18 protein-coding genes are annotated in these 20,532 nt (G+C 57.2%); all 18 read right to left on the bottom strand.

The annotated features are described in order from the left end of the window. Positions 1-64: 64 nt before the first annotated feature. Positions 65-508, bottom strand: a complete 444-nt coding sequence (locus ACR3EH_RS18500; protein ID WP_480634851.1) for a helix-turn-helix transcriptional regulator — start codon at positions 506-508, stop codon at positions 65-67. Positions 509-642: 134 nt separating this feature from the next. Further along, a complete protein-coding gene (locus ACR3EH_RS18505; protein ID WP_171648087.1) occupies positions 643-918 on the bottom strand; it encodes a PepSY domain-containing protein in 276 nt (91 codons plus the stop codon). Between the two features lie 132 nt (positions 919-1,050). Further along, positions 1,051-2,691, bottom strand: a complete 1,641-nt coding sequence (locus ACR3EH_RS18510; RefSeq protein WP_171648085.1) for a N,N-dimethylformamidase beta subunit family domain-containing protein — start codon at positions 2,689-2,691, stop codon at positions 1,051-1,053. Between the two features lie 9 nt (positions 2,692-2,700). Then, on the bottom strand, positions 2,701-5,175 hold the full coding sequence (locus ACR3EH_RS18515) for a CoA transferase (protein ID WP_171676297.1): 2,475 nt from the start codon (positions 5,173-5,175) through the stop codon (positions 2,701-2,703). A 269-nt stretch (positions 5,176-5,444) separates the two neighbouring features. After that, the gene (locus ACR3EH_RS18520; protein WP_171095143.1) at positions 5,445-6,206 is read right to left on the bottom strand and encodes a Phenylacetic acid catabolic protein; all 762 of its coding nucleotides are present in this window, start codon (positions 6,204-6,206) and stop codon (positions 5,445-5,447) included. 13 nt (positions 6,207-6,219) lie between these two features. Beyond that, positions 6,220-7,293, bottom strand: coding sequence for a 2Fe-2S iron-sulfur cluster-binding protein (locus tag ACR3EH_RS18525; RefSeq protein WP_171648081.1), 1,074 nt, complete (start codon positions 7,291-7,293; stop codon positions 6,220-6,222). A 13-nt stretch (positions 7,294-7,306) separates the two neighbouring features. Further along, positions 7,307-7,765 (bottom strand): 1,2-phenylacetyl-CoA epoxidase subunit PaaD, encoded by a 459-nt coding sequence (gene paaD, locus ACR3EH_RS18530; RefSeq protein WP_171648079.1) that lies wholly within the window; start codon positions 7,763-7,765, stop codon positions 7,307-7,309. Positions 7,766-7,771: 6 nt separating this feature from the next. Beyond that, entirely contained in the window at positions 7,772-8,530 is a 759-nt protein-coding gene (gene paaC, locus ACR3EH_RS18535; protein ID WP_171676295.1) for a 1,2-phenylacetyl-CoA epoxidase subunit PaaC, read from the bottom strand. Then, entirely contained in the window at positions 8,530-8,814 is a 285-nt protein-coding gene (gene paaB / locus ACR3EH_RS18540; RefSeq protein WP_010437865.1) for a 1,2-phenylacetyl-CoA epoxidase subunit PaaB, read from the bottom strand. The genes paaC and paaB overlap by 1 nt, the downstream gene beginning before the upstream one ends. Positions 8,815-8,832: 18 nt before the next feature. Then, complete coding sequence (paaA, locus tag ACR3EH_RS18545; RefSeq protein ID WP_171187691.1) at positions 8,833-9,810, bottom strand: 1,2-phenylacetyl-CoA epoxidase subunit PaaA; 978 nt, start codon at positions 9,808-9,810, stop codon at positions 8,833-8,835. Positions 9,811-9,825: 15 nt separating this feature from the next. After that, complete coding sequence (gene pcaF / locus ACR3EH_RS18550) at positions 9,826-11,028, bottom strand: 3-oxoadipyl-CoA thiolase (protein ID WP_171676293.1); 1,203 nt, start codon at positions 11,026-11,028, stop codon at positions 9,826-9,828. A gap of 221 nt (positions 11,029-11,249) precedes the next feature. After that, entirely contained in the window at positions 11,250-12,065 is an 816-nt protein-coding gene (locus ACR3EH_RS18555) for a PaaX family transcriptional regulator C-terminal domain-containing protein (RefSeq protein ID WP_171676292.1), read from the bottom strand. Between the two features lie 61 nt (positions 12,066-12,126). Then, entirely contained in the window at positions 12,127-14,157 is a 2,031-nt protein-coding gene (paaZ, locus tag ACR3EH_RS18560; RefSeq protein WP_171187686.1) for a phenylacetic acid degradation bifunctional protein PaaZ, read from the bottom strand. Between the two features lie 117 nt (positions 14,158-14,274). Next, positions 14,275-15,462, bottom strand: coding sequence for a cytochrome P450 (locus ACR3EH_RS18565; protein ID WP_171187685.1), 1,188 nt, complete (start codon positions 15,460-15,462; stop codon positions 14,275-14,277). After that, on the bottom strand, positions 15,462-16,814 hold the full coding sequence (locus ACR3EH_RS18570; RefSeq protein ID WP_171095159.1) for a TRAP transporter large permease: 1,353 nt from the start codon (positions 16,812-16,814) through the stop codon (positions 15,462-15,464). Before ACR3EH_RS18570 ends, ACR3EH_RS18565 begins: the two co-directional genes overlap by 1 nt. Further along, a complete protein-coding gene (locus ACR3EH_RS18575) occupies positions 16,814-17,317 on the bottom strand; it encodes a TRAP transporter small permease (protein ID WP_171187683.1) in 504 nt (167 codons plus the stop codon). Before ACR3EH_RS18575 ends, ACR3EH_RS18570 begins: the two co-directional genes overlap by 1 nt. Positions 17,318-17,374: 57 nt before the next feature. Next, positions 17,375-18,394 (bottom strand): TRAP transporter substrate-binding protein, encoded by a 1,020-nt coding sequence (locus tag ACR3EH_RS18580; protein ID WP_171187681.1) that lies wholly within the window; start codon positions 18,392-18,394, stop codon positions 17,375-17,377. A 70-nt stretch (positions 18,395-18,464) separates the two neighbouring features. Further along, positions 18,465-20,498, bottom strand: a complete 2,034-nt coding sequence (locus tag ACR3EH_RS18585; protein WP_171187679.1) for an FAD-dependent oxidoreductase — start codon at positions 20,496-20,498, stop codon at positions 18,465-18,467. Positions 20,499-20,532 lie beyond the last annotated feature (34 nt).

The following is a 20,532-nucleotide window of genomic DNA, read 5'->3' on the forward strand; positions in this document are numbered from 1 at the left end:
ACTAGCGAGTTTGCGACATTACTGTCCTCAAGCGACACAATCTTGTCCACCTCGCCGATAGACTTCAGGTCATATCCACTTTGTGTGTTTGATGAGAGGGGACAGAGACCAGATCATCCGCAAGCAAGTCATCAACAAAAAGACTTAAAAGTTGCAATCGGCCCGATACTCCGGCCTTTCGGTAAATTGACGCACATTGCGCTTTGATCGTGCCCTGTTTTGTCGCCCGAATTTCAGCGATTTCAGCGATCGCGTATCCTTTTATCGCCAGAATGGCGACGTCCCGTTCGGCCTGAGTCAACGACCATGCCTGGAACCGCGCTTCAAGCACCTCGCCAAACGCGCCAGAGGCGACTTTCATCTGATCCTCAAGCTTGGCCTGACGGCTCAGCATTTTGCGCAGCTCGACCGTGGTGAACGCCAACCCACTAATCAACGCGACGGTGACCAGCAATTCGACAAGATCACTTTCTGCCAGAAAAAAAGTGGAGTTGGGCCAAAAGTCCAAAACAATGTCCAACAGGAAGTAAGCGCTACAGCTAGCCTGCACCGCAAATAAGGACCATAAAACTGTGGCACGTGTCATGATTTTGCTTTCGGTCAGTCCGGGGTGCGTCCGGAGCTGGACACACCCCATTTATATCAGCTGTCGTCCTCGTCGTCTTCCAGCTCAATTTCCAGAACGGCGCCGGTTTCGGGCGAAACTTCGATCTCATAGGTCTTGCCGTCGAGTGACGCATAAACTTCAATCTCGTCCTCTTCGACTTCGAACTTTGTGATGGAATAGCCCTTGGCTTCCAAAGCCGCGCGAATTGCACCCTCAGAGGATCCCAGCACATCATTCACGTTGATTTGCGCCAACGCCAAGCCCGGTGTCGCAAAAGCCGCCAGCACTGCCAGTTTGCCAATTTTGTTCATTTGCATTCCTTTCAAGGATATCAGTCACCGCGAGATTGCGGTTGTCCTGAACTGTGCGGCTTGCTGGCTCAACAAAATTGGACTTTTGGCAGAATTCAACCGGCTTAGGTCAAAGGTTTATGCAGAAAAACGTTAGAGCGGCTGACAGTTTCCAAACCTGTTCAGTACATTGCGCGTGATCTGCTCGACCTGACGATCTTGGCGCACAAGGCCCATCACCCATTCACACGTGCCTGCGGTAAAGACCTCTCCAAGCCCACGTTTCCAATAGATGACCGCCCCGTTGCCCCGGCTGCTGCGATCCAGTGTCTCGTCCGTGCAAACCCCAAACATGCTTTCGGCTTTAAACACCGCATCTGAGCTTCCGATATACAAGGTCTCGCCCCAGATTTCGTGGTCAGGCTCGATATTGGTCGCCAGACCAAGTGCAAGGATCTGTACGCCCAAATCCGCGCCATCCAAGCCGGTGGGAAAGGGCAGCCCGTCATCCATTCTGTAATCCAGCCCATCGACTTCATACCCGAAGATACGCGCACCTGCGCCCAATTGGTCGCCGTATCCCAGTTGTGCGCCTTCAAACGCCCAGTGGTCGGGTCGATAGACCGTAAATCCGCCACTTCCCTGCCCGACACATCGGCCCAGACCTGCATAGACGCCCTTCAAGCCGTTAACCCCAAAGGTCCGGGCACCAGGCCAGTTAGCGGGAAAGACCTCCCACGCCGATGTCACGAGATGTTCGCGGTCGCTCGCCACCAAAGGGTCAAGATCTGCGGTGTATTTATAGCAAACCTGGGTTCGGCCCTGATCTTCGATCCGGGTTTGCCACAGGAAGTTTCCAGCAAATCGGGCGACACGCCCGCCACCTTCCGTAAAGCTGTCGACAGCGTGGCGCATATTGGCTGACCAATATTCGTCGTGGCCCACAAAAACAGCGCATTGATAGTCCTTCAACAGGTCCGGGTCAGCCTCAAGATCATGCTGGGTCGCGAAATCGAACTCGTACCCTTCCGCTTCGGCCCAGCGCGCAAAATGACGCTCGTAGCTGGCCCATCCCGCCGAGGCGTATTTCTTGGAATATCCATAGGAATAGGCCCATTCCATATAGGGGTAGCGCACCATATCTCCTGGTTTATGCGGTGTATCCGGCACAGCACGCGGGGCACCTACAGGAAGCTTACAAAATCCCCGTGACCACGGCCGTTGTGTCGACACCACCGGAGAGAACGACTTGCCCTCGGGTCCGGTGATGCCTTCGTAGTGATTGGACCCTCCCCAGCAATTGTAGGCCAGCCATGTCCCAGTGGCGCAGATCAGTACAAAAGGTGCTGCTGGTTTTTCAGGCGCGCGCCGCAGCAGGAACAAGTGATGCTCTTCCACCCGATCCCCATCTTGTTCCGCACGCAATGTCACCAGGTAGCCGCCTTCACGCCAGTCGTCCGGTATCCTGAACTCGTAAGTCACCTCCCACCCGCATCCGGTGACCGAGCAATCTTTGGGCGTCCTCTGATGCACACCTTTCAAGCCGCTCTCGCGATGCATCACCTCGTAAGTTGCACCATCGCGCCCGATCTCCAGATCCCACTCCCGAGCGGTGGTAGAAACGCGCAGAGCCAACAGTTCGCCCGGCGCATAAGTCATACGCTCTGTGTACCCCCATATCTCAAGAACCGACGCGTCACGGGACGGCCCGATGTAGTAGTGGTCGAGAATATGTCGCGCCTTGGCGCGGGTTCTTGGGGTGATGGCAGGGCCTTGGTCCTCAGAACGCGTCATGGGTTGGTGTCACTCCGGCAGGTAGCGGTCTGACCAGCTTTCACCTGCCGAACCGCTGGCGATCATTGCGTCAATTTCCGCGTCAGAAAACCCGACTTCGCTCAGGATTGATCGTGTGTCCGCGCCGTACTTTGGCATCGGTCCGGGGATTACGATCCTAGCTCGTTCAGGCCGAACTGCGTTCGGAGCAACAAGATCACACCAACGACCCATAGGGTGCAAATCATGCCGGATGACGCTGAACGTATTCTGCGTCAGATCAACCTGACCAGAGCTTTCGAGATGCAAAACAGCATCACGTGTGTCGTGCAGCGAACCCAGCGGCACAACAGTTGAAGACGTGCCCGTGAAAGCTTGTTGCCAAAATGCGGCGGGTTGCGTGGCAATCCGATCTGCCAGGGCTTTGGCCATCTGCGGTTCCGGCATGTCAGCAATATCTGCCAGTTCGTCAACGTGGCGCAAGGCGTCTCGTTGATCTTTTGGTGCCGCGAAGAAAAGCCAACCGTCAGCGGCACGGTAACAGTGGTAATACGGGCCCCATCCCAACGCCGAACGCCCTGCGGGTTCGTCAAAATGGGCGCGGGTTTCAAAATCATACATCAGCTGTGCTTGAATGAGGTTCCCTGCCCCAGCCAGCGCCGCTCGCGCGATTCCGCCTTTGCCGGTTTTCTGCAGCCTCAGAAGTGCCGCGCCCAGCGCAACACAGGCGCAATATCCGGTCAGAACGTCGATCGTGCCGAAATGCGCGTGTTCTTCCGGTGTCTCCATCCCTCCGCCAAAGCGCACCATCACCCCTGTCGCGGCTTGTGCCAGATCATCATAGCCCAAATGGTCCGATTTGGGGCCGCGTGCAGGACCCCCGAAAGCATCCAGTTGAACCAAAATGAGCCGTGGGTTGATCGCGGCCAGCTGCTCTGGGCCAAGGCCCAAGGCGTCGCGCTGTTCGTCCGTGCCGTTCATCGTAATGACGTCTGACGCTTCGATGAGCCGCCGCAAAGCGCGCTGTCCCTGCTCTGAACCGAGGTTCAGCAACACGCTGCGTTTGCCACGATGGGCGTGTAAACCAAATACAACCGTGTTCCACGGATCGACCGAAGGTTCTGCCGGCTGAACCGAGGTAACCTGAGCCCCGTAGCGCGTCAGCGTAGAGCCTATGGTTGGACCAGCGATGACATTGGTCAGGTCCAGGACTCTAAGCCCCTCGAGCCAGCCGCTTTCTTCCACACCCGCCACCCCGTTGCGCGGTGACTCGGCCAGGATAGCGGAAATGGGCGCATTGTCCGGGTCCGGTCCCGGCTGTTTGCCAAGCGCCCCGGCGTCATCGGCAAGCCAAGCCACATTGCCCATCTGTTTCATGTCGCCGTGACGCGGGTCTTGCACCTCAACCACCAGTCCCGAAGCCAAAGCGTGCGGATCTGCCAGCCATTCCCCGGTGAACCGCTGCGCCGTAGCAGGAGCTTTGGCGGCACCGAACAAGGCTTCCCATTCATGAGAAGGCTTGGTTCGAAACGCCTGTTTCATTGCAGCAGATACCCGTGCCCGGTCTCTGGCGCCGACCGGGTAATTTCGCAAAGACCATTCATCAGGCCAGTCTGTTGTGTCCAAGTAAGCATCAAAATCCGGCAATTCGTCTGCCAACGCCCCTAGACCCAGAACCTCCAGCACGCGCCGGGGATGCGTTTTCACACTGCCTGCGACCACATAAAATCCTCGGCCATCAGCGCAGGTATAGGTTCGGTAGAATGGATCCAGAAACTCTTCCAGTTCTGCAAAGCTCAGGTCCATTGGCAGACCTTCGGCCGTGCGTCGGTCCAGCTCCACCTCTCGAGGGGATTTGTAGCGTTCGGGATAATCCTCAATCTGCTCGCAATTATAAACCAACCCTTCCAGCAAGGCCGAGGCCAAAGGGACTTCGATGTGATCCCCCCCATTCCGGTCGCGCGCTGTCAAGGCAAATTGCACCGCCATTGCCCCAAAGGCTGCTCCGTAAGCCGATGCCAGGGTGAGCGGCGTAAAGGACGGGTTGATCCCCATCAAACGCCGGTTCAACCCCATATCCGTAAACTGCCCTGTGCGCGCAGCGATCACCGCCTCCCACGCTGGTAAATTCGCAAGAGCCGGGTCGTTCGACGCGAACCCCGGCAATGAGACAGATACGATGCGCGGATTGATATCACGCAGCGCCTGAGGGCCAAGTCCCAAGCGGCTCATCACGCCGGGGCGGAAGTTTTCGATCACGACGTCGGCTCTTGCCACCAGATCGCGCGCTAATTTCAAACCCTCATCCGACTTGAGGTCGATGGTAATGGCCGACTTGCCCCGCGACAGCATGTCGGTGGCCGGATCCTTTAAGCGCGGTCCGCCGGGCGGATCGATACGGATCACCTCGGCCCCCATGTCGGCCAGCATCATGCCAACCAAAGGACCAGCCAGATACTGGCCAAAGTCGAGAACGCGGATATGGTCGAGAGGTCTTGATGTCATGCGCGGCACTTTTGTTTCAGGCTGATATGAGAAAACACACCGCAGGAAGACAGAGGCACATCTGAGTGATCAGGGTTTGGTTGCACCGCATTGTGTCCTCCCAAGCGCGTTAGCACCATCTTGGGCGCGAATGAGCGGAGGAGGTTGTTTGAATCGACCAGCCAATGTCGCAATTTGACCGCTTTAATCGCAGCAAAAAGGTCTTTGGTGCAGCGCGGCGCTTGGAAGAGCCTTTCATTGCAGAAAGGCGAAACGGGGAAATTAGGAAGTTATTCGGGTGTGGTCAGACCCAACTGCCCAAGAGCGGCCTGTGCCGATTGGCTCCAACGTTCTTTCAAAGCGCTGTTTCGGTTGTGACGCAAACCGATTGAAGTCAGGAAAGCGAACCGTTTCGGATCATCTCCACCAAAGGACAGCGCGACGCGGGGCCACCAATAGTCCACGGCATGTTGCATCTGCTCTGTTTCTCCGCCTTCTGCCAGCTTCACTGCGCCTTCTAGGGCAAGTGCGCCATGATGTGCTTCGACAGGGGCGATCTGTCGGAAGGCTTCAGCCAGCGGTTGGTATGAAACCGTCGAAAACTCAGCCAGTTGTTCGGCCACCGCGCGGCTCATCAACAGGTTCATGATCACAGCGTCGGTCCAGCCCGAGATCGGATAATTGAACACAGCAAGGCGCATGTCATGTGCGCTGCGCGTTGCGCCGATATCGTCATCGCGATCCAGTCGCGCGGTCCATGGATGGTGCGTGGCGTATCGTTCGGTATCTGCGCCAAACTCGCCCATTATTTTAAGAACGCGATCTGCATGATCGGTTTTCTCAAGCACTATTTTTGCTGCCGCGATCCGTTCCTTGATGCCCGGCCCCTGATTGATGATATCCGCAAAACCCGCGGCGCCAGCCAATTCGCTGTCCACAAAGGTGGCCATCAGCTTCATCAATTCGGCGCGGTAGCGTGGTGGCACGTTTGTCGGATTGGTCAGAACTCCGCCTGCGGCCAGATAGCTGTCGAGTGTCATGGCTTCGGTCATTGATCCTCTCCCTTTACTGGTCGTAGTCCACGACCACACGGTCGGTCACCGGATAAGCCTGACAGCTCAGCACATAGCCTTTTTCGACCTCGTAATCCTCGAGCGCGTGATTGGCGAGCATTTCGACTTCGCCTTCCAGAATGCGACAGCGACAGGTGGAACAAACCCCGGCCTTGCACGCGTATGGCGCGTCCATAGCGTTTTCCAAGGCTGCGTCCAAAATGGATTGATCCTTGGGCAGGGTTACTGTCTGGGTCGAGCCGTCCAGAGTGATTGAAGCGCTAGTCTGGTTCGCCTGCGTGCCCGCCTCTGCTGCATTTGTCTTGCGCTTGGCCCGCCCAGGTTGGGCGCTGGCAAATAGCTCGAACTTGATCTGGCTGTCCTCAAGCCCGTGATCTCGCAGAGCAGCCGCGATCCCCAGCATCATTGGCTCTGGTCCACAAATAAAGGCCGTATCCACGTTTTTGATGTTGATCCAGTGTTCGAACAGCTCGCCGCATTTTTCCTGCGTCACAAGCCCCGTGAACAAGTCGATCTCCTGCGCGTCGGTCTCAAGAATATGGATCACGTTCAGGCGACCCATATAGAGGTTTTTCAGGTCCTCCAGCTCCTCTCGGAACATGATCGTGTTGATGCCTTTGTTGGCGTAGATCAGCGTGAAGCGGGACTTGGGTTCACGCGCCAGCGTTGTTTTCAGGATCGAAAGGACGGGTGTAATCCCCGATCCGCCAGCAAAGCCGAGGTATTGTTTTTCCGCGTCCGCTTCGATTGGCACATGAAAGCTGCCCATTGGCGGCATCGCTTGAACAACGTCACCAACGCTCAACTCTACATTGGCCCAGCTTGAGAAAGCGCCCCCTTCGACGCGTTTAATGCCAACTTGAAGAACGCCGTCATCCTTTCCCGCGCAGATCGAATACGAGCGGCGCAGTTCTTCGCCTTCAAAATCGCGCCGGAAGGTCAGGTATTGACCCGCAGTGAAATCGAACTGTTCCGCTGCGCCATTCACAGGCTCAAGCGTCACAACAACCGCATCGCGGATGGTTTTGTGGATGTCGGTGACTTTCAGGTCATGAAAACGTGCCATCCGGTGCTCCTCCTCAGATGCACTTGAAATAGTCAAAAGGTTCCAGGCAGTCAGTGCAGCGCCAGTGGGCCTTGCATGGGGTCGAGCCGAACTGGCTGACTTTTTCAACAGCCTTGCTGTCGCAATGCGGGCACCGTTCTGGCCCGCCCGCCGGTTGCGGTGGCGCAATGCCATAGTCTTCCAGCTTGGCGCGGCCTTTTTCACTTAGCCAATCGGTGGTCCAGGCGGGCGAAATGCTGGTTTCGATCCTCACTTCGCTGATCCCATGGTCTCGCAGCGCGGTTTCGATATCCATGCTGATGACGGAAGTCGCCGGACAGCCTGAGTACGTTGGTGTGACGGTCACAACCAACGTTCCGGCGTCCCAATGCACACCGCGAACGATTCCCAGATCCACGACCGAGATCACCGGTATCTCGGGATCGGGAACAGCATCCAACCAACTCCAGATCTGATCAGTCGAGGATTGCATCCGCTCTCACCACTTGGCTCCGGGATAGGCGCGTTGCAGCCATTGCATCTGCGTCAGCAGATGACCCAGATGCTCGGTATGCATGCGCCCGTCACGCCCGCCCTTATGGGCAAACTGGCTTTCTGAAATGCTCAGTGTTGCCTGGGTCAGGATCCTTCCGATCAAAGCGTCATATTCTTCTCGCAAGTCAGTCGGATTGGGTGCGATACCTGCGGCGACCATCTGGGCGTCGACTTCATCGCTTGCGAACATCTCACCGACATAGGGCCACAGATAATCGAGAGCTTCCTGCATACGGGCATGGCTTTCCTCTGTCCCGTCGCCCAGCCCCACTACGGTGTCGCCCGAGCGTTCGAGGTGATAGGCAACCTCTTTGCTGGCTTTGGCGGCAATTGCAGCGACACGTTCGTCCGAGGAAGTCATCAAGCGCCCCAGCATGATCGAATGCCAGGCGTCGAACAGGAACTGGCGCATCAATGTGCGGCCGAAATCTCCGTTCGGAACCTCGACCAGCAGTATATTTCGGAAATCCCAGGCGTCGCGCAGAAAGGTCAGATCATCGGCGGATTTGCCACCTTCTATCTCACCCGCAAGACCAAGCCACATCTGGGTCTGACCGATCAGGTCCAGCGCTGTGTTGGCTAGCGCTATGTCTTCCTCCAGAACCGGCGCGTGGCCGCACCACTCGCTGACGCGATGACCGAGGATCAGAGTGTTGTCTCCCATCCGCAGCAGGAATTGCAGGAATGCTTCATCCCGGGTCATCACATCGCCCCCACTTCATCGGGGATGTCAAAGAAAGTCGGGTGACGATACACCTTGCTTTCGCTGGGTTCGTACAGCGGGCCTTTATCACTGGGCGATGAGGCCGAGATGTTGTTTGCCTCGACAACCCAGATCGAAACGCCTTCGTTACGGCGCGTATAGACGTCGCGCGCATTCTTGATTGCCATTTCGGCATCCGGGGCGTGCAGCGATCCAACATGTCGGTGGCTCATACCGTGTTGGCCGCGGATAAAGATTTCCCACAGGGGCCATTCGTTGTTCATCGGGTTTCCTCCTTGGGTTCACTCTGCTGCCAGATTGCCGGATTGCTTCTTGCGGGCGTGCGCCAAAAGACCGTCCCGCACCCATTTCCCGTCATCCCAGGCCTTGTTGCGTGCAGCCAGACGATCCACGTTGCACGGGCCATTGCCCTTGATCACGTCGAAGAATTCCGACCAGTCAGGTTCTGAGAAATCATAGTGCCCACGTTCTTCGTTCCATTTCAGGTCTGGGTCGGGGATGGTCAGGCCCAAATACTCGGCCTGCGGCACGGTCTGGTCGACAAACTTTTGACGCAGCTCATCATTTGTATTGATCTTGATTTTCCACGCCATCGACTGGGCAGAATGAACCGAGTCCTTGTCGGACGGGCCGAACATCATCAGCGACGGATACCAGAAGCGGTTCATCGCATCCTGAGCCATCTTGCGCTGCTCGGGCGTGCCTTCGGCCATTTTGCGGATCGCGTCGTAACCTTGCCGCTGATGGAAGCTCTCTTCCTTGCAGATACGGATCATCGCGCGTGAATAAGGCCCGTAAGACGTGCGTTGCAGCGGCACTTGATTCATGATCGCCGCACCGTCAACCAGCCATCCAACAGCACCAATATCGGCCCAGTTCAACGTCGGATAGTTGAAGATCGACGAGTATTTCATACGCCCATCAAGCAGCATCTCGGTGATCTCGTCCCGGCTGACACCCAGCGTCTCAGCTGCGCAGTAGAGGTAAAGCCCGTGCCCGGCTTCATCCTGCACCTTGGCCAACAAGATCGCCTTGCGCTCCAGTGTCGGCGCGCGGGTAATCCAGTTGCCTTCGGGCAATTGCCCCACGATCTCAGAGTGCGCATGCTGACCGATCTGACGGATCAGGGTCTTACGATAAGCCTGAGGCATCCAGTCCTTGGGCTCGATCTTGATATCGGCATCAATCCGCGCCTGAAACTCTGCCAGTTTCTCCGGATCTTCGTTTGATGCTTCGGATTTAACCATCTGAGCATACATGTCCCGTCTCCTCCGTTACACGCGTTCAAGAATGAGGGCCGCGCCCTGCCCGACGCCCACACACATGGTGCAGAGCGCAAAGCGACTCCCGGTTCGCTTCAATTGATAAGCTGCGGTCAGCACCAGACGCGCGCCGCTCATGCCCAGTGGGTGGCCCAAAGCGATGGCCCCTCCATTGGGGTTCACGTGGGACGCATCGTCCGGCAGGCCCAACTCGCGCAGGGTGGCAAGGCCCTGAGAGGCAAACGCCTCATTCAACTCAATCACGTCCATCTGTTCGATGCTCAACCCTGCTCGGGCCAGAACCTTGCGGCTGGCGGGCACCGGGCCAATGCCCATGACACGCGGCGCAACACCCGCAACCGACATGCCCACCACACGGGCCATCGGGGTCAAACCATTCTTGGCCGCTGCCGCCTCATTCGCCAACAGAATGGCTGCCGCGCCATCATTTACACCCGAAGCATTGCCCGCTGTGACGGTCTTTTCCGGTCCGTTCACCCCTTTGAGACCCGACAGTTTTTCTGCTGTGGTTCCCGGACGCGGGTGTTCATCCGTATCCACAATGATCGGGTCGCCCTTGCGCTGTGGCACCGAAACCGGCGTGATTTCATCGTTGAAAACACCCGCCGCATGAGCGGCCGCCCACCGTGCCTGGCTGCGTGCAGCAAAGGCATCCTGATCTTCGCGACTGATGCCATAGTCTTCGGCCACATTGTCGGCAGTTTGCGGCATGGAATCCACGCCGTAGTCCTGCTTCATCTTCGGGTTCACGAAACGCCATCCGATCGTGGTGTCGTACACCGCGTTGTTGCGAGTGAACGCCGAAGTTGCCTTGGGCATCACAAACGGTGCGCGGGACATGCTTTCAACGCCCCCCGCAATGGCCAGATCGTAATCGCCTGCCTTGATGCCACGGGCTGCCATTCCAACGGCATCCATACCGCTGGCGCAAAGACGGTTTACCGTTGTGCCCGGAACGTCGATTGGTAGCCCGGCCAACAAGGCCGCCATGCGTGCAACGTTTCTGTTGCTCTCTCCAGCTTGATTGGCATCGCCATAGATCACATCGTCGACGCTGGCCCAATCGACCTGAGGGTTGCGTTCTTTCAACGCCGCCAGTGGCAAAGCCGCAAGATCATCCGTGCGAACCGAAGACAGCGCGCCACCATACCGCCCGATCGGTGTACGCGTCGCGTCGCAAATGAATGCGTCCATGTCCGAGGTCTCCTGTTCGCGTCTGTATTCATTAACCGTCTGGTCGGTTTTTATTAAAGCAACCGATTCGAGGCAAGCCTTATGTTACCTTTTTTTGACCACTTTCACCATTTTTGTAACATATAAAGTCAGAACTTTATCGTTGCGATATTCGGGGCCGATTAGGGCGGTGATCCCAACAATACTCAGCTGACCGGGCGACACTCACGTCCCGCTCGGAATCAATCCCCCAATACGGCTTCCAGTGACGCAAGGTTCGGGCGAGGCAACCTGTCTAACAGCTGCGCCACGGACTGTCGGCACTCCGCACCTTTCCAGTCTTCTGGCAGAAAGGCAGGTGGCAAAGGGGGATGGCGCAGGATAAGCCGCCGCCACCCATGTACGATCAGAACACGCAAAACGGCAGTTTGCAGGAGGTCGTCCATCCCCTTGGCGGGCAAATGCTGTTCGACGAACTGAAGTGTGGTCCAGAACTGACTGTACGCGTCTTTCAGAGGTTCAGGTCCACATAGATCCCGCATCCAATCGGGCACTGATATGGCACTGCTTTCAATCCCCAAAAGGTCTTCCAGCCCATCAGGGACCGGGCCCGGCGCCATGGCCATAGAGGCATTGACAGAGATATAATCCCCAATGAGCATCAGATCTGACAGTTCTTTGCGGGAACTTTCAGAACTGCTGGCGATCAGCACATGCCAGATGTCGGGCTTTTCGGTCTCACGGGAATAAATACGCGGCGCGGCGGCGGCACTTTGGCTGCGACCAAAATCCGTCAAGCGGTGCACGCTGTTGCGCCCCACCCGCGTACTTTCGATCCAACCTTCTTTCCGCAGCCGATGTAGTGCAACACGCGTCGCCTCAGACTTGATTCCGGCCAGACTGGTGAGCGCCGTGATCAAGCTGCCGCTGACCTGGTCCGATCCGCTGGGCGCCAAATCTCCAAATATCGTAACCAGCACTGACCACACCCGCTGTGTGCCGGTGTTGGTCAGTTGACTGACACAGGTTTCGAACCAATCAGGGCTGATGTCTTTCATACACGAAGTATAATCGGGCCGAAGGGAATTACCATCCGGCCCATCGCACGCATGCAAGTAGCTAGTAAGCAACCATCGTCAACAGCTCATATTCTGCGACCTGTTCGTCATCTTGCTGGGTTAGCGTGACGTGCCAACGAACTTCGCCATATTCATCATTGCGTTTGGTTTTGGCCTTGACCGTCAGGCGAACTTTGATGCTGTCACCGGCTTCAACCGGCTTCATAAAGCGTAACCCATCAAGGCCCGTGTTGGCCAGCACCGGCCCTTCATTTGGTTCGACGAACAATCCAGCGGCAAATGACAGCAACAAGTAGCCATGGGCGACGCGCCCCGGAAAGAATGGGTTCCGTTCCGCCGCGGCCTGATCCATGTGGGCGTAGAAGGTATCTCCTGTGAAAGTGGCGAAGTGTTCAATGTCTTCCATGGTGATGGTGCGGGGTTCCGTGTGAATCGTCTCGCCAATCGCAAGGTCATGAAACCGCCGCGTGAACGGGTGGGCTGGGCCTTTGACCTCGGTCGCGCCGGGCACCCATCTTTTTCCAATCGCGGTCAACAGATCAGGTGAACCCTGAATGGCTGTCCTTTGCATATAGTGTTTAACACCACGCACGCCGCCCATCTCTTCGCCGCCGCCGGCGCGCCCGGGGCCACCATGCACCATATGAGGCAAAGGTGAACCGTGACCGGTGGATTCTTTCATCGAGTCACGGTTGTTGAAGTACAAACGCCCATGATAGGCCCCTGCCCCAATGGCGACCTGACGCGCCACGTCAGGATCATGCGTGATGACCGACGCCACCAAGGATCCCTGTCCTCGGTTTGCCAGTTCAATCGCATGGTCGAGATCGCGATAGCCCATGACCGTGCTGACCGGACCAAAAGCTTCGGTATCGTGCACACGCTGCGCCGCGTCAGGGTTGGCACAATGGTAAAGCATGGGCGGCAGGAACGCCCCTTTTTCGGGATCTGCTCCATCGACCTCAAAATCATCCGGGTTGCCAAAGACACGCTCGGCCTCTTGGCCAATGATCGCCGCCTTTTCCAGAACGTCACGTTTCTGACCATTCGAGACCAATGCGCCCATGCGGGTGGTTTCTAGCCTTGGGTCGCCGATAACGGTCTTGGCCAGCCGTGCGGACAACGCCTCTATCACGGCTTGCACCTGCGCCTCTGGCGCGATGATCCGACGGATTGCGGTACATTTCTGACCAGCCTTCGCCGTCATCTCGCGCTGGACCTCTTTGACGAAAAGGTCAAACTCGGGTGTACCCGGTACGGCATCAGGGCCAAGAATCGAACAGTTCAGGCTGTCCTGTTCGGCGACGAACCGTACAGAGTTTTCAAGGATCACGGGGTTGGATCGCAATTTCAACGCCGTATCTGCCGAGCCGGTAAAGCTGACCACATCCTGCAGGGTCAAACGGTCCAGCATGTCGCCCAAACCGCCCGACACCAACTGAAGCGCCCCGGCGGGCAAAATACCGGATTCCAACATCAACCGCACACACAGCTCGGTCACGTAGCAAGAATTCGTCGCCGGTTTAACGATGGCAGGAACACCTGCCAACAGAGTTGGCGCCAGTTTCTCCAACATACCCCAGACCGGAAAGTTAAACGCATTTATGTGAACCGCCACGCCGTGCAACGGGGTGCAGATGTGTTGGCCCAAAAACGTCCCGTTGCGCGACAGTTGCTCAACATCACCGTCCAGATAGACATGACCATCCGGCATTTCCCGGCGTCCTTTCGAGGCAAAGACAAACATCGTGCCAATGCCGCCGTCGATGTCGATCATATGGTCCGACTGCGTCGCGCCTGTGTTGAAAGACAGATCATAGAGCGCCTGCTTGTGCTGGCCCAGATGCAACGACACCGCCTTGAGCATTTTGGCCCGCTCATGAAAGGTCATCTTGCGTAGGGCCGGCCCGCCGACGTCGCGCGCATAGTCCAGCATTCCTTGCACATTCAGTGCCGCGTTGCCTGCGGTTGCAATGACCTCGCCCGTTACGGCGCTGGCAATAGTGCGCGCCCCGGCACCAGGCGGCACCCATGCACCGGCGACAAAGCTGGATATCTGTTGGATGGTCATGAGCGTCTCCTCATCAGTGTCTGGATCCTCACATCACCTAGTCGAACGTGTGAGGTCATATCTTTAACCGTACGGTCGGTCGTTATTTTTGCACAGCAACACCACAAACCGTACCCTTCAAACCTGCGCGGGCAATCGCGCGAAACCCCGAAACCGGATACGGCCACCGCGTTCAGCACCATCGGTGATGCAAAAATTCGGGAAGCGGGCCAGAAACCGCCCGACTGCCACGCGGCCCTCCATACGGGCCAAGGTCAGGCCAACGCAGGTGTGGGGTCCACCTGCAAAGGCGTGGTGTTTATTGGGGCGCCGGTCCAACATCACTTCATCAGGCTGCGCAAACTGTCGCGGGTCGCGGTTGGCGGCTCCGATGCAAAGATGGATATCTGTTCCAGCGGGAATGGTTTGGCCGTGGAAGATGACATCCTCGGCGGTTAAACGGTTGCCGAATTGGTTGGGGCTTTCCAATCTTAGAAACTCGTCCACGGCGGTGTTTATAAGCTCTGGGTCGGCCAGCAACTCGGCACGCTTGTCACGGTGCCGGTCCAGCAACTCCAGCGCATTGCCGATCAGATTGGTCGTGGTCTCATGCCCAGCATTCAGGATGAAAATGCAGTTCTGGTACAGCTCGACCTCGGTCAACCCGCCATCGGTGTCATCCTGCATCAATCGTGTCAGCACGTCCGTTGACGGGTCACCTGGATTGGCGCGACGATCATCCATGATGTGGCGCAGGAATGCCTTGAAGTCAGACACCGCGCAATTGCCCCAGTCTTCTTGTTCCCGGGTCAGCTGAGGCTCCAAAGCGCCCAAAATGGCCAGAGACCAATCCCGCAGTGGGCCGCGCTCGGATCGGGGAATGCCCAGTAAGTTGCCGATGATTTCAATCGGGATGGCCCCGGCAAAATCCTCGATCAACTCAACAGAGCCCTTGGCCTGCATCTGGTCCAGCAAGCCGTCGACAAGCTGCACCAGGCCAGGCTCCATCTGCGCCAGCGCGCGCGGGTTCATCGCACCGACCATCACCTTACGAACACGGGTGTGCAAAGGCGGATCATTGAACACCAAACTGGTCGTGTGATGTTCGTATAAAGGGCTGTCGACCCCGTATTTCGGCCCAAAAACCGCCTTCTTGTCCGAAATGAAACGTTTTGTGTCCCGATACACCAGATCCAGATCGTCATAGCGCGACAGGATGACAGACCCATCGGCTTGAAAGCAGACGGGCGTGTTTTCGCGCAGCGCAGCATAGGCCGGATAAGGGTCTGCGTGAAAACCGGTTGGAAGTGCGGTCAGCGAGAACATCAGTGTCCCATCGCCCCCATATGTTCAGGCAGAACCAGCACCAGCCATGGTACAAGAACGATCAGCGCCAGGCGAAAGATATCGGCCACCCAAAACGGTGTGACGCCTTTGAAGATGGTCCCGGTCGAGACATCCCCCACCACACCCTTCAGAATGAACACGTTCAAACCGACTGGGGGAGTGATCAGGCTGATCTCAGTCACGACGACAACCACAATACCGAACCAGATCGGATCATAACCCAGCGATGTCACCAGCGGGAAGAAGATCGGCACTGTCAGCAGCAGCATCGACAGTGATTCAAAGACACAGCCCAGAATGATGTAGATCCCGAGAATCATCAGGATCACCACAAACGGCTCCACCTCATAGGCTGTGACCAATGCGATCAAAGCTTCGGGCAGACCGGCCAAGTTGATGAAGTTCGAAAAGATCTGCGCCCCGATCAGAACCGAGAACAATGCCGCAGCAGTGAAACTGGTCTCTTTCAACACTTCAAAGGTGGAACCAAGGGTTAGCCCACCCCGAGACAACGCAATCAGGAAGGCACCCATTGCGCCCATGCCAGCTGCCTCGGTCGGGCTGAAGGTCAGGTTCAGCGGATAGAAGTCAAACACCCCGTACAACCCGCCGATCACAAGGAAGAACAGCAGCAGCACGGCCCAGACCGAGCGCAGCGCCGAAAGGCGTTCGCCCCAGCCATGCCGCTCTCCTGCTGGTCCGGCGTCGGGCCTGCGCCAAACGGTCCAACGCACCGCCAGCAGATAGAACAGGATGCCCAACACACCGGGGATGATGCCCGCAACGAACAGCTTGCCAATCGAGGTTTCGGTCAAAAGGCCATAGATCACCAGAATGACCGATGGCGGGATCAGAATGCCCAGTGTTCCACCCGCCGCAATCGACGCCGTCGACAACTCATCCGAGTAACCGTAGCGGCGCATTTCCGGCATTGCGACTTTGGACATCGTTGCCGCTGTGGCCAGCGACGAGCCACAAATGGCAGAAAACCCACCACAGGCCGCAACCGTTGCCATGGCGATGCCGCCGCGGAAATGGCCCAGGAAGGCATTCGACACCGCATAAAGTTCACGCGCAAGGCCACCCTTGTTGACGAACAGGCCCATCAGGATGAACAGCGGCACAACAGACAGCCCATAATCCTGGGCCGTGTCGGTTATCTGGCGGCCAACCATGGACATCGCAGCCTTCAACCCACGTTCGGACAGGATGCTGCCACCGCGTTCGTATGCAAAGCCAAGCGTCCCGACCAGGCCCATCGCAAAGACTATGGGCAGGCGCAGCAGCACCAGAACAAGGACAAGGGCAAAACCGATCAAAGCGGCAGTCATCAGGAGTGCTCCGACAAGGCTTGGGGGGCAAAAATGTGCAAAATCCCGGTGATGATCATCGCGAAAGCAGTGATCGCGGTGAAGGCGGCGATGAACCAGCCCACATAGAAGACAGGGATCGACAAGTATTCGGTGACATCGCCGTAATCCCGCGCCCGCTCTGCCAGCACCCACACGCGCTGAATTGGCCAGATCAGCATGATACCGGATACCAGAAATACAATCGCGTCACGCGCTCGGCTTAGCCGCAAACGTGCGAAAATTCCATCTGTCAGGTCCACAGCGATCTGTCCGCGTCCGGCCGAGATTATCGGTAGGACCGAAAAGACAAGGATCGCCATCAGAATCCGCGTCAGCTCGGTTGCAGCCTCGATTGGCGCGTTGAAGACAGAGCGCAGGATGACGTCGAAGAAGGTCATCACCATCAGGATGAATAGCGCCACGCAGGCCAGCATCGTCGGAACGACACTGATGCGTCGCGCAAAGGTCACGAGTGAGTGCATGATTGGTCCCCAGCGGGTGAAAATGGCTGGCGGGTCACACCCGCCAGCCGGGCTGCATTACTGCGAAGCCATTTCATTTACGATCATGTCATAAGCGGCCTGAGCGTCGATACCCGCGCCGTTGACTTCGTCAATGACCTTGGCGCGCACATCGACGGCAATGGTGTTGAATTTCTCAAGATCTTCAACAGAGGCCGCGTTGATCGCGTTGCCCTCGGTGGTTTCGGTTGCTTCGCGACCGATAGCGTCGATCTCGTCCCAGATCTTGCCAATCTCACGGCTCAGCGGTTCACCAAAGACGTTCTCTTCCAAAGCAGCCTGCAGATCGGTGGGCAGATCGGCAAAAGTGTCTTCGTTCATGATGAAGGCAAACGATCCGCGATAAAGACCACCTGGAACTTCGTAAACATTCTGCGCCACTTCGGTCAGCTTGAAGCCCTTGCGGGATTCAAAGGGCATCACAACCCCATCCGCAGCTTTCGAGGCCAGGGTTTCATAGACTTTCGGCGCAGGCACCTGAATGCCGGTCGCACCCAGAGCCGTGCCGACGTCCCCGCCAACGCCACCCGGGATACGCACTTTGAGACCCGAGACCTCATCCAGAGAGGTCACAGGACTGCTGGAATGTAACTGGGCAGGGCCATGCGTGTGCAGAGCGATCACCTTCACACCGCGATGTTCGTCTGCCTCTTTGAGGAACTTGTCATAGGTGCGCCAATAAGCGACCGAGGCGTCCTCGGCCGAACCCTCATATCCGGGCAGTTCGATCATCTTGGTGGTGACAAAGCGACCCGGCTGGTAACCATGGAAGATGATCGACGCATCAGCTGCACCATCCATGATCAAGTCCATCTGCGCCGGTGGCGGCGCAATGCCCAGCTTGAGTTCTGCCGTGACCTTACCGTCGGTTGCCTCTTCAACCATCTCGACGAATTTCGGCCACATCTTGGCATTGATGCCATGGGTCGGCGGCGCCCAGCTTGAAATGGTCAGCGTATAATCCGCAGCCAGTGCCACTGTGCCCGAAACGGCCAACGCGGCCGACGCCAATAATGTGCTTATCTTGGTGAATTTCATGGTTCTGTCTCCTCCCAGTGAAACATGAGTCAAGAATGCGTTAATGGTCGCTTTTGTAACCATCAACATGTTAATGGTTCCCTTCACGGTCCGCGATGCGCCACGACCCAGGGTTTTCGTTTGCAACTGTCAGCATCATTGCGTGAGATACTTCGATACCGATCTTGTTGCTGTAGTGCATTGGCCCTCCACGCCAACGCGGGAAACCGTATCCATGGATTTGTACCATATCGACAGCGTCTGCGTTCTCTGCGATACCCTCTTGGATGATCAGGGCACCCTCGTTAGCCAGAACCGCCAGAATACGGGATGAAATATCCTGTTCTGTGAAAGTCCGGCGGGTGATGCCCTGTTCGGCTGAATAGGTTTCGATCAAAGCCTCAACTTCAGGGTCTCGGGTCGGTGTGCGGTCGCCATCCGCGTAACGATACCAACCCTTGCCCGCACGCTGACCAAAACGCTCCATCTCACACAGTTGATCAGGGATGGGCACATAGCGTTCGTTTGGGTCGCGAGTTGCGGCATTGCGCTGCCGGTTGGCCCAGGCGATCTGAAGACCAGTCAGATCCTGCAGCTCATAAGGTCCCATGGGCATCCCAAACGCCCGCATCGCCGCATCCACCTGATAGGGCAGCGCCCCATCGGCCAGCAAATAGTCGGCTTGTCGCCGATAGGCGGCCAACATGCGATTGCCGATAAAGCCATCGCAAATGCCGGACAGAACCGAAACTTTTCGCAGCTTCTTACCCAACGCAAAGCCAGTGGCGACGGTGTCTGGGGATGTCTGCGGCATGTGCACTATTTCCAGCAACTTCATGACATGAGCTGGACTGAAGAAATGCAGACCAATGCAGCGGGTTTGGTTTTCAACACCTGCAAAAATATTCACCGGGTTCAGGTAGGATGTATTCGTGGCCAGGATGGCATCGTGGTTCATGTATCTAGCCAGTTCCGCAAACACCGCCTGCTTTACGGGCAAGCTTTCGAACACGGCTTCGATAGCCAACTCGGCATCCGCAGCTGCGGCATAGCTATGGGCAGCCTTGAATTTGGACAGGTGGTCTCGCAGCTGCGCCTCGGACATCCTGCCCCGTTTAACAGCGCCTTGAAGCAGAGATTCAACCCGCCCCTTCGCCGCCAATGCGGCCTCGGCGTTTTGCTCGATCACAGTGACCGACAATCCACCATTCAGGGCGGCCGTAGCAATGCCTGCGCCCATCAGCCCGCCGCCCACAACCGCGATCCGGGTGATGTCGCGCGCAGTAGCGCCCTTGATCAACGCAGGTCTGGACACGGTGCGTTCGGCAAAGAATGCGTGGCGCAACGCCCGGCTTTCAGCGCTTTGGCGCAGGGCCAGATGGCGGGCGCGTTCTTTCGGTTGCCCCTTAGCGAATGGCTCAACGGACCAGCCGAGAGCGCTCAGGTTTTCCAGCGGAGATTGTTGCCCTTTCGCGCGTTTCTGCAACGCCAGACGGCTTGTTTCAAACAGATCGGGCGCAAAGTCCGGTACAGTGCGCTGACTGACAGGCAGTGGACGTTCGGGCAAGTTGGCAACAAATTCCGAAACTGCATCCAATAGGTCGTCGGCGACCAGATCAACGCCCCCGAGTGCCGCCAATGCATCAGCTTTCTGAATCTTCCCGGAACACGCCATGTCGATTGCTGCCTGCATCCCCACAAGACGCGGCAAACGTTGGGTGCCCCCTGCCCCGGGGATCAACCCCACATTGACCTCGGGCAAACCAAAACCGGTGTCCGGTGCTGCGATCCGCCACGCGCAGGCCATGGCAATTTCGAACCCACCGCCCAGCACATTGCCGTGCATACAGGCGACAAACGGCACTTTGCTGTCTTCGATCTTCTGAACAACATCCGGTAAATGCGGCTCAATCGGCGGCACATCAAACTCGGACATGTCACCACCAGCGATGAAGGTCCTGCCAGCGCAACACAACACCGCCACGCGCGCACCTTGAACCGCATCAACTGCGTCGGACAGCCCCCGCCGCACTGCGGTAGAGGTCGCGTTCACTGGCGGGTTGTTGACCGTGACCCAAGCCACGTCACCCTTGAATTCAACGCTCACCAGCGACGACTGCAACATCGACAACCCTTTTTGATCGGCCCAGATTCGGTAC

It is taken from the genome of Ruegeria sp. BG7 (assembly GCF_056535685.1).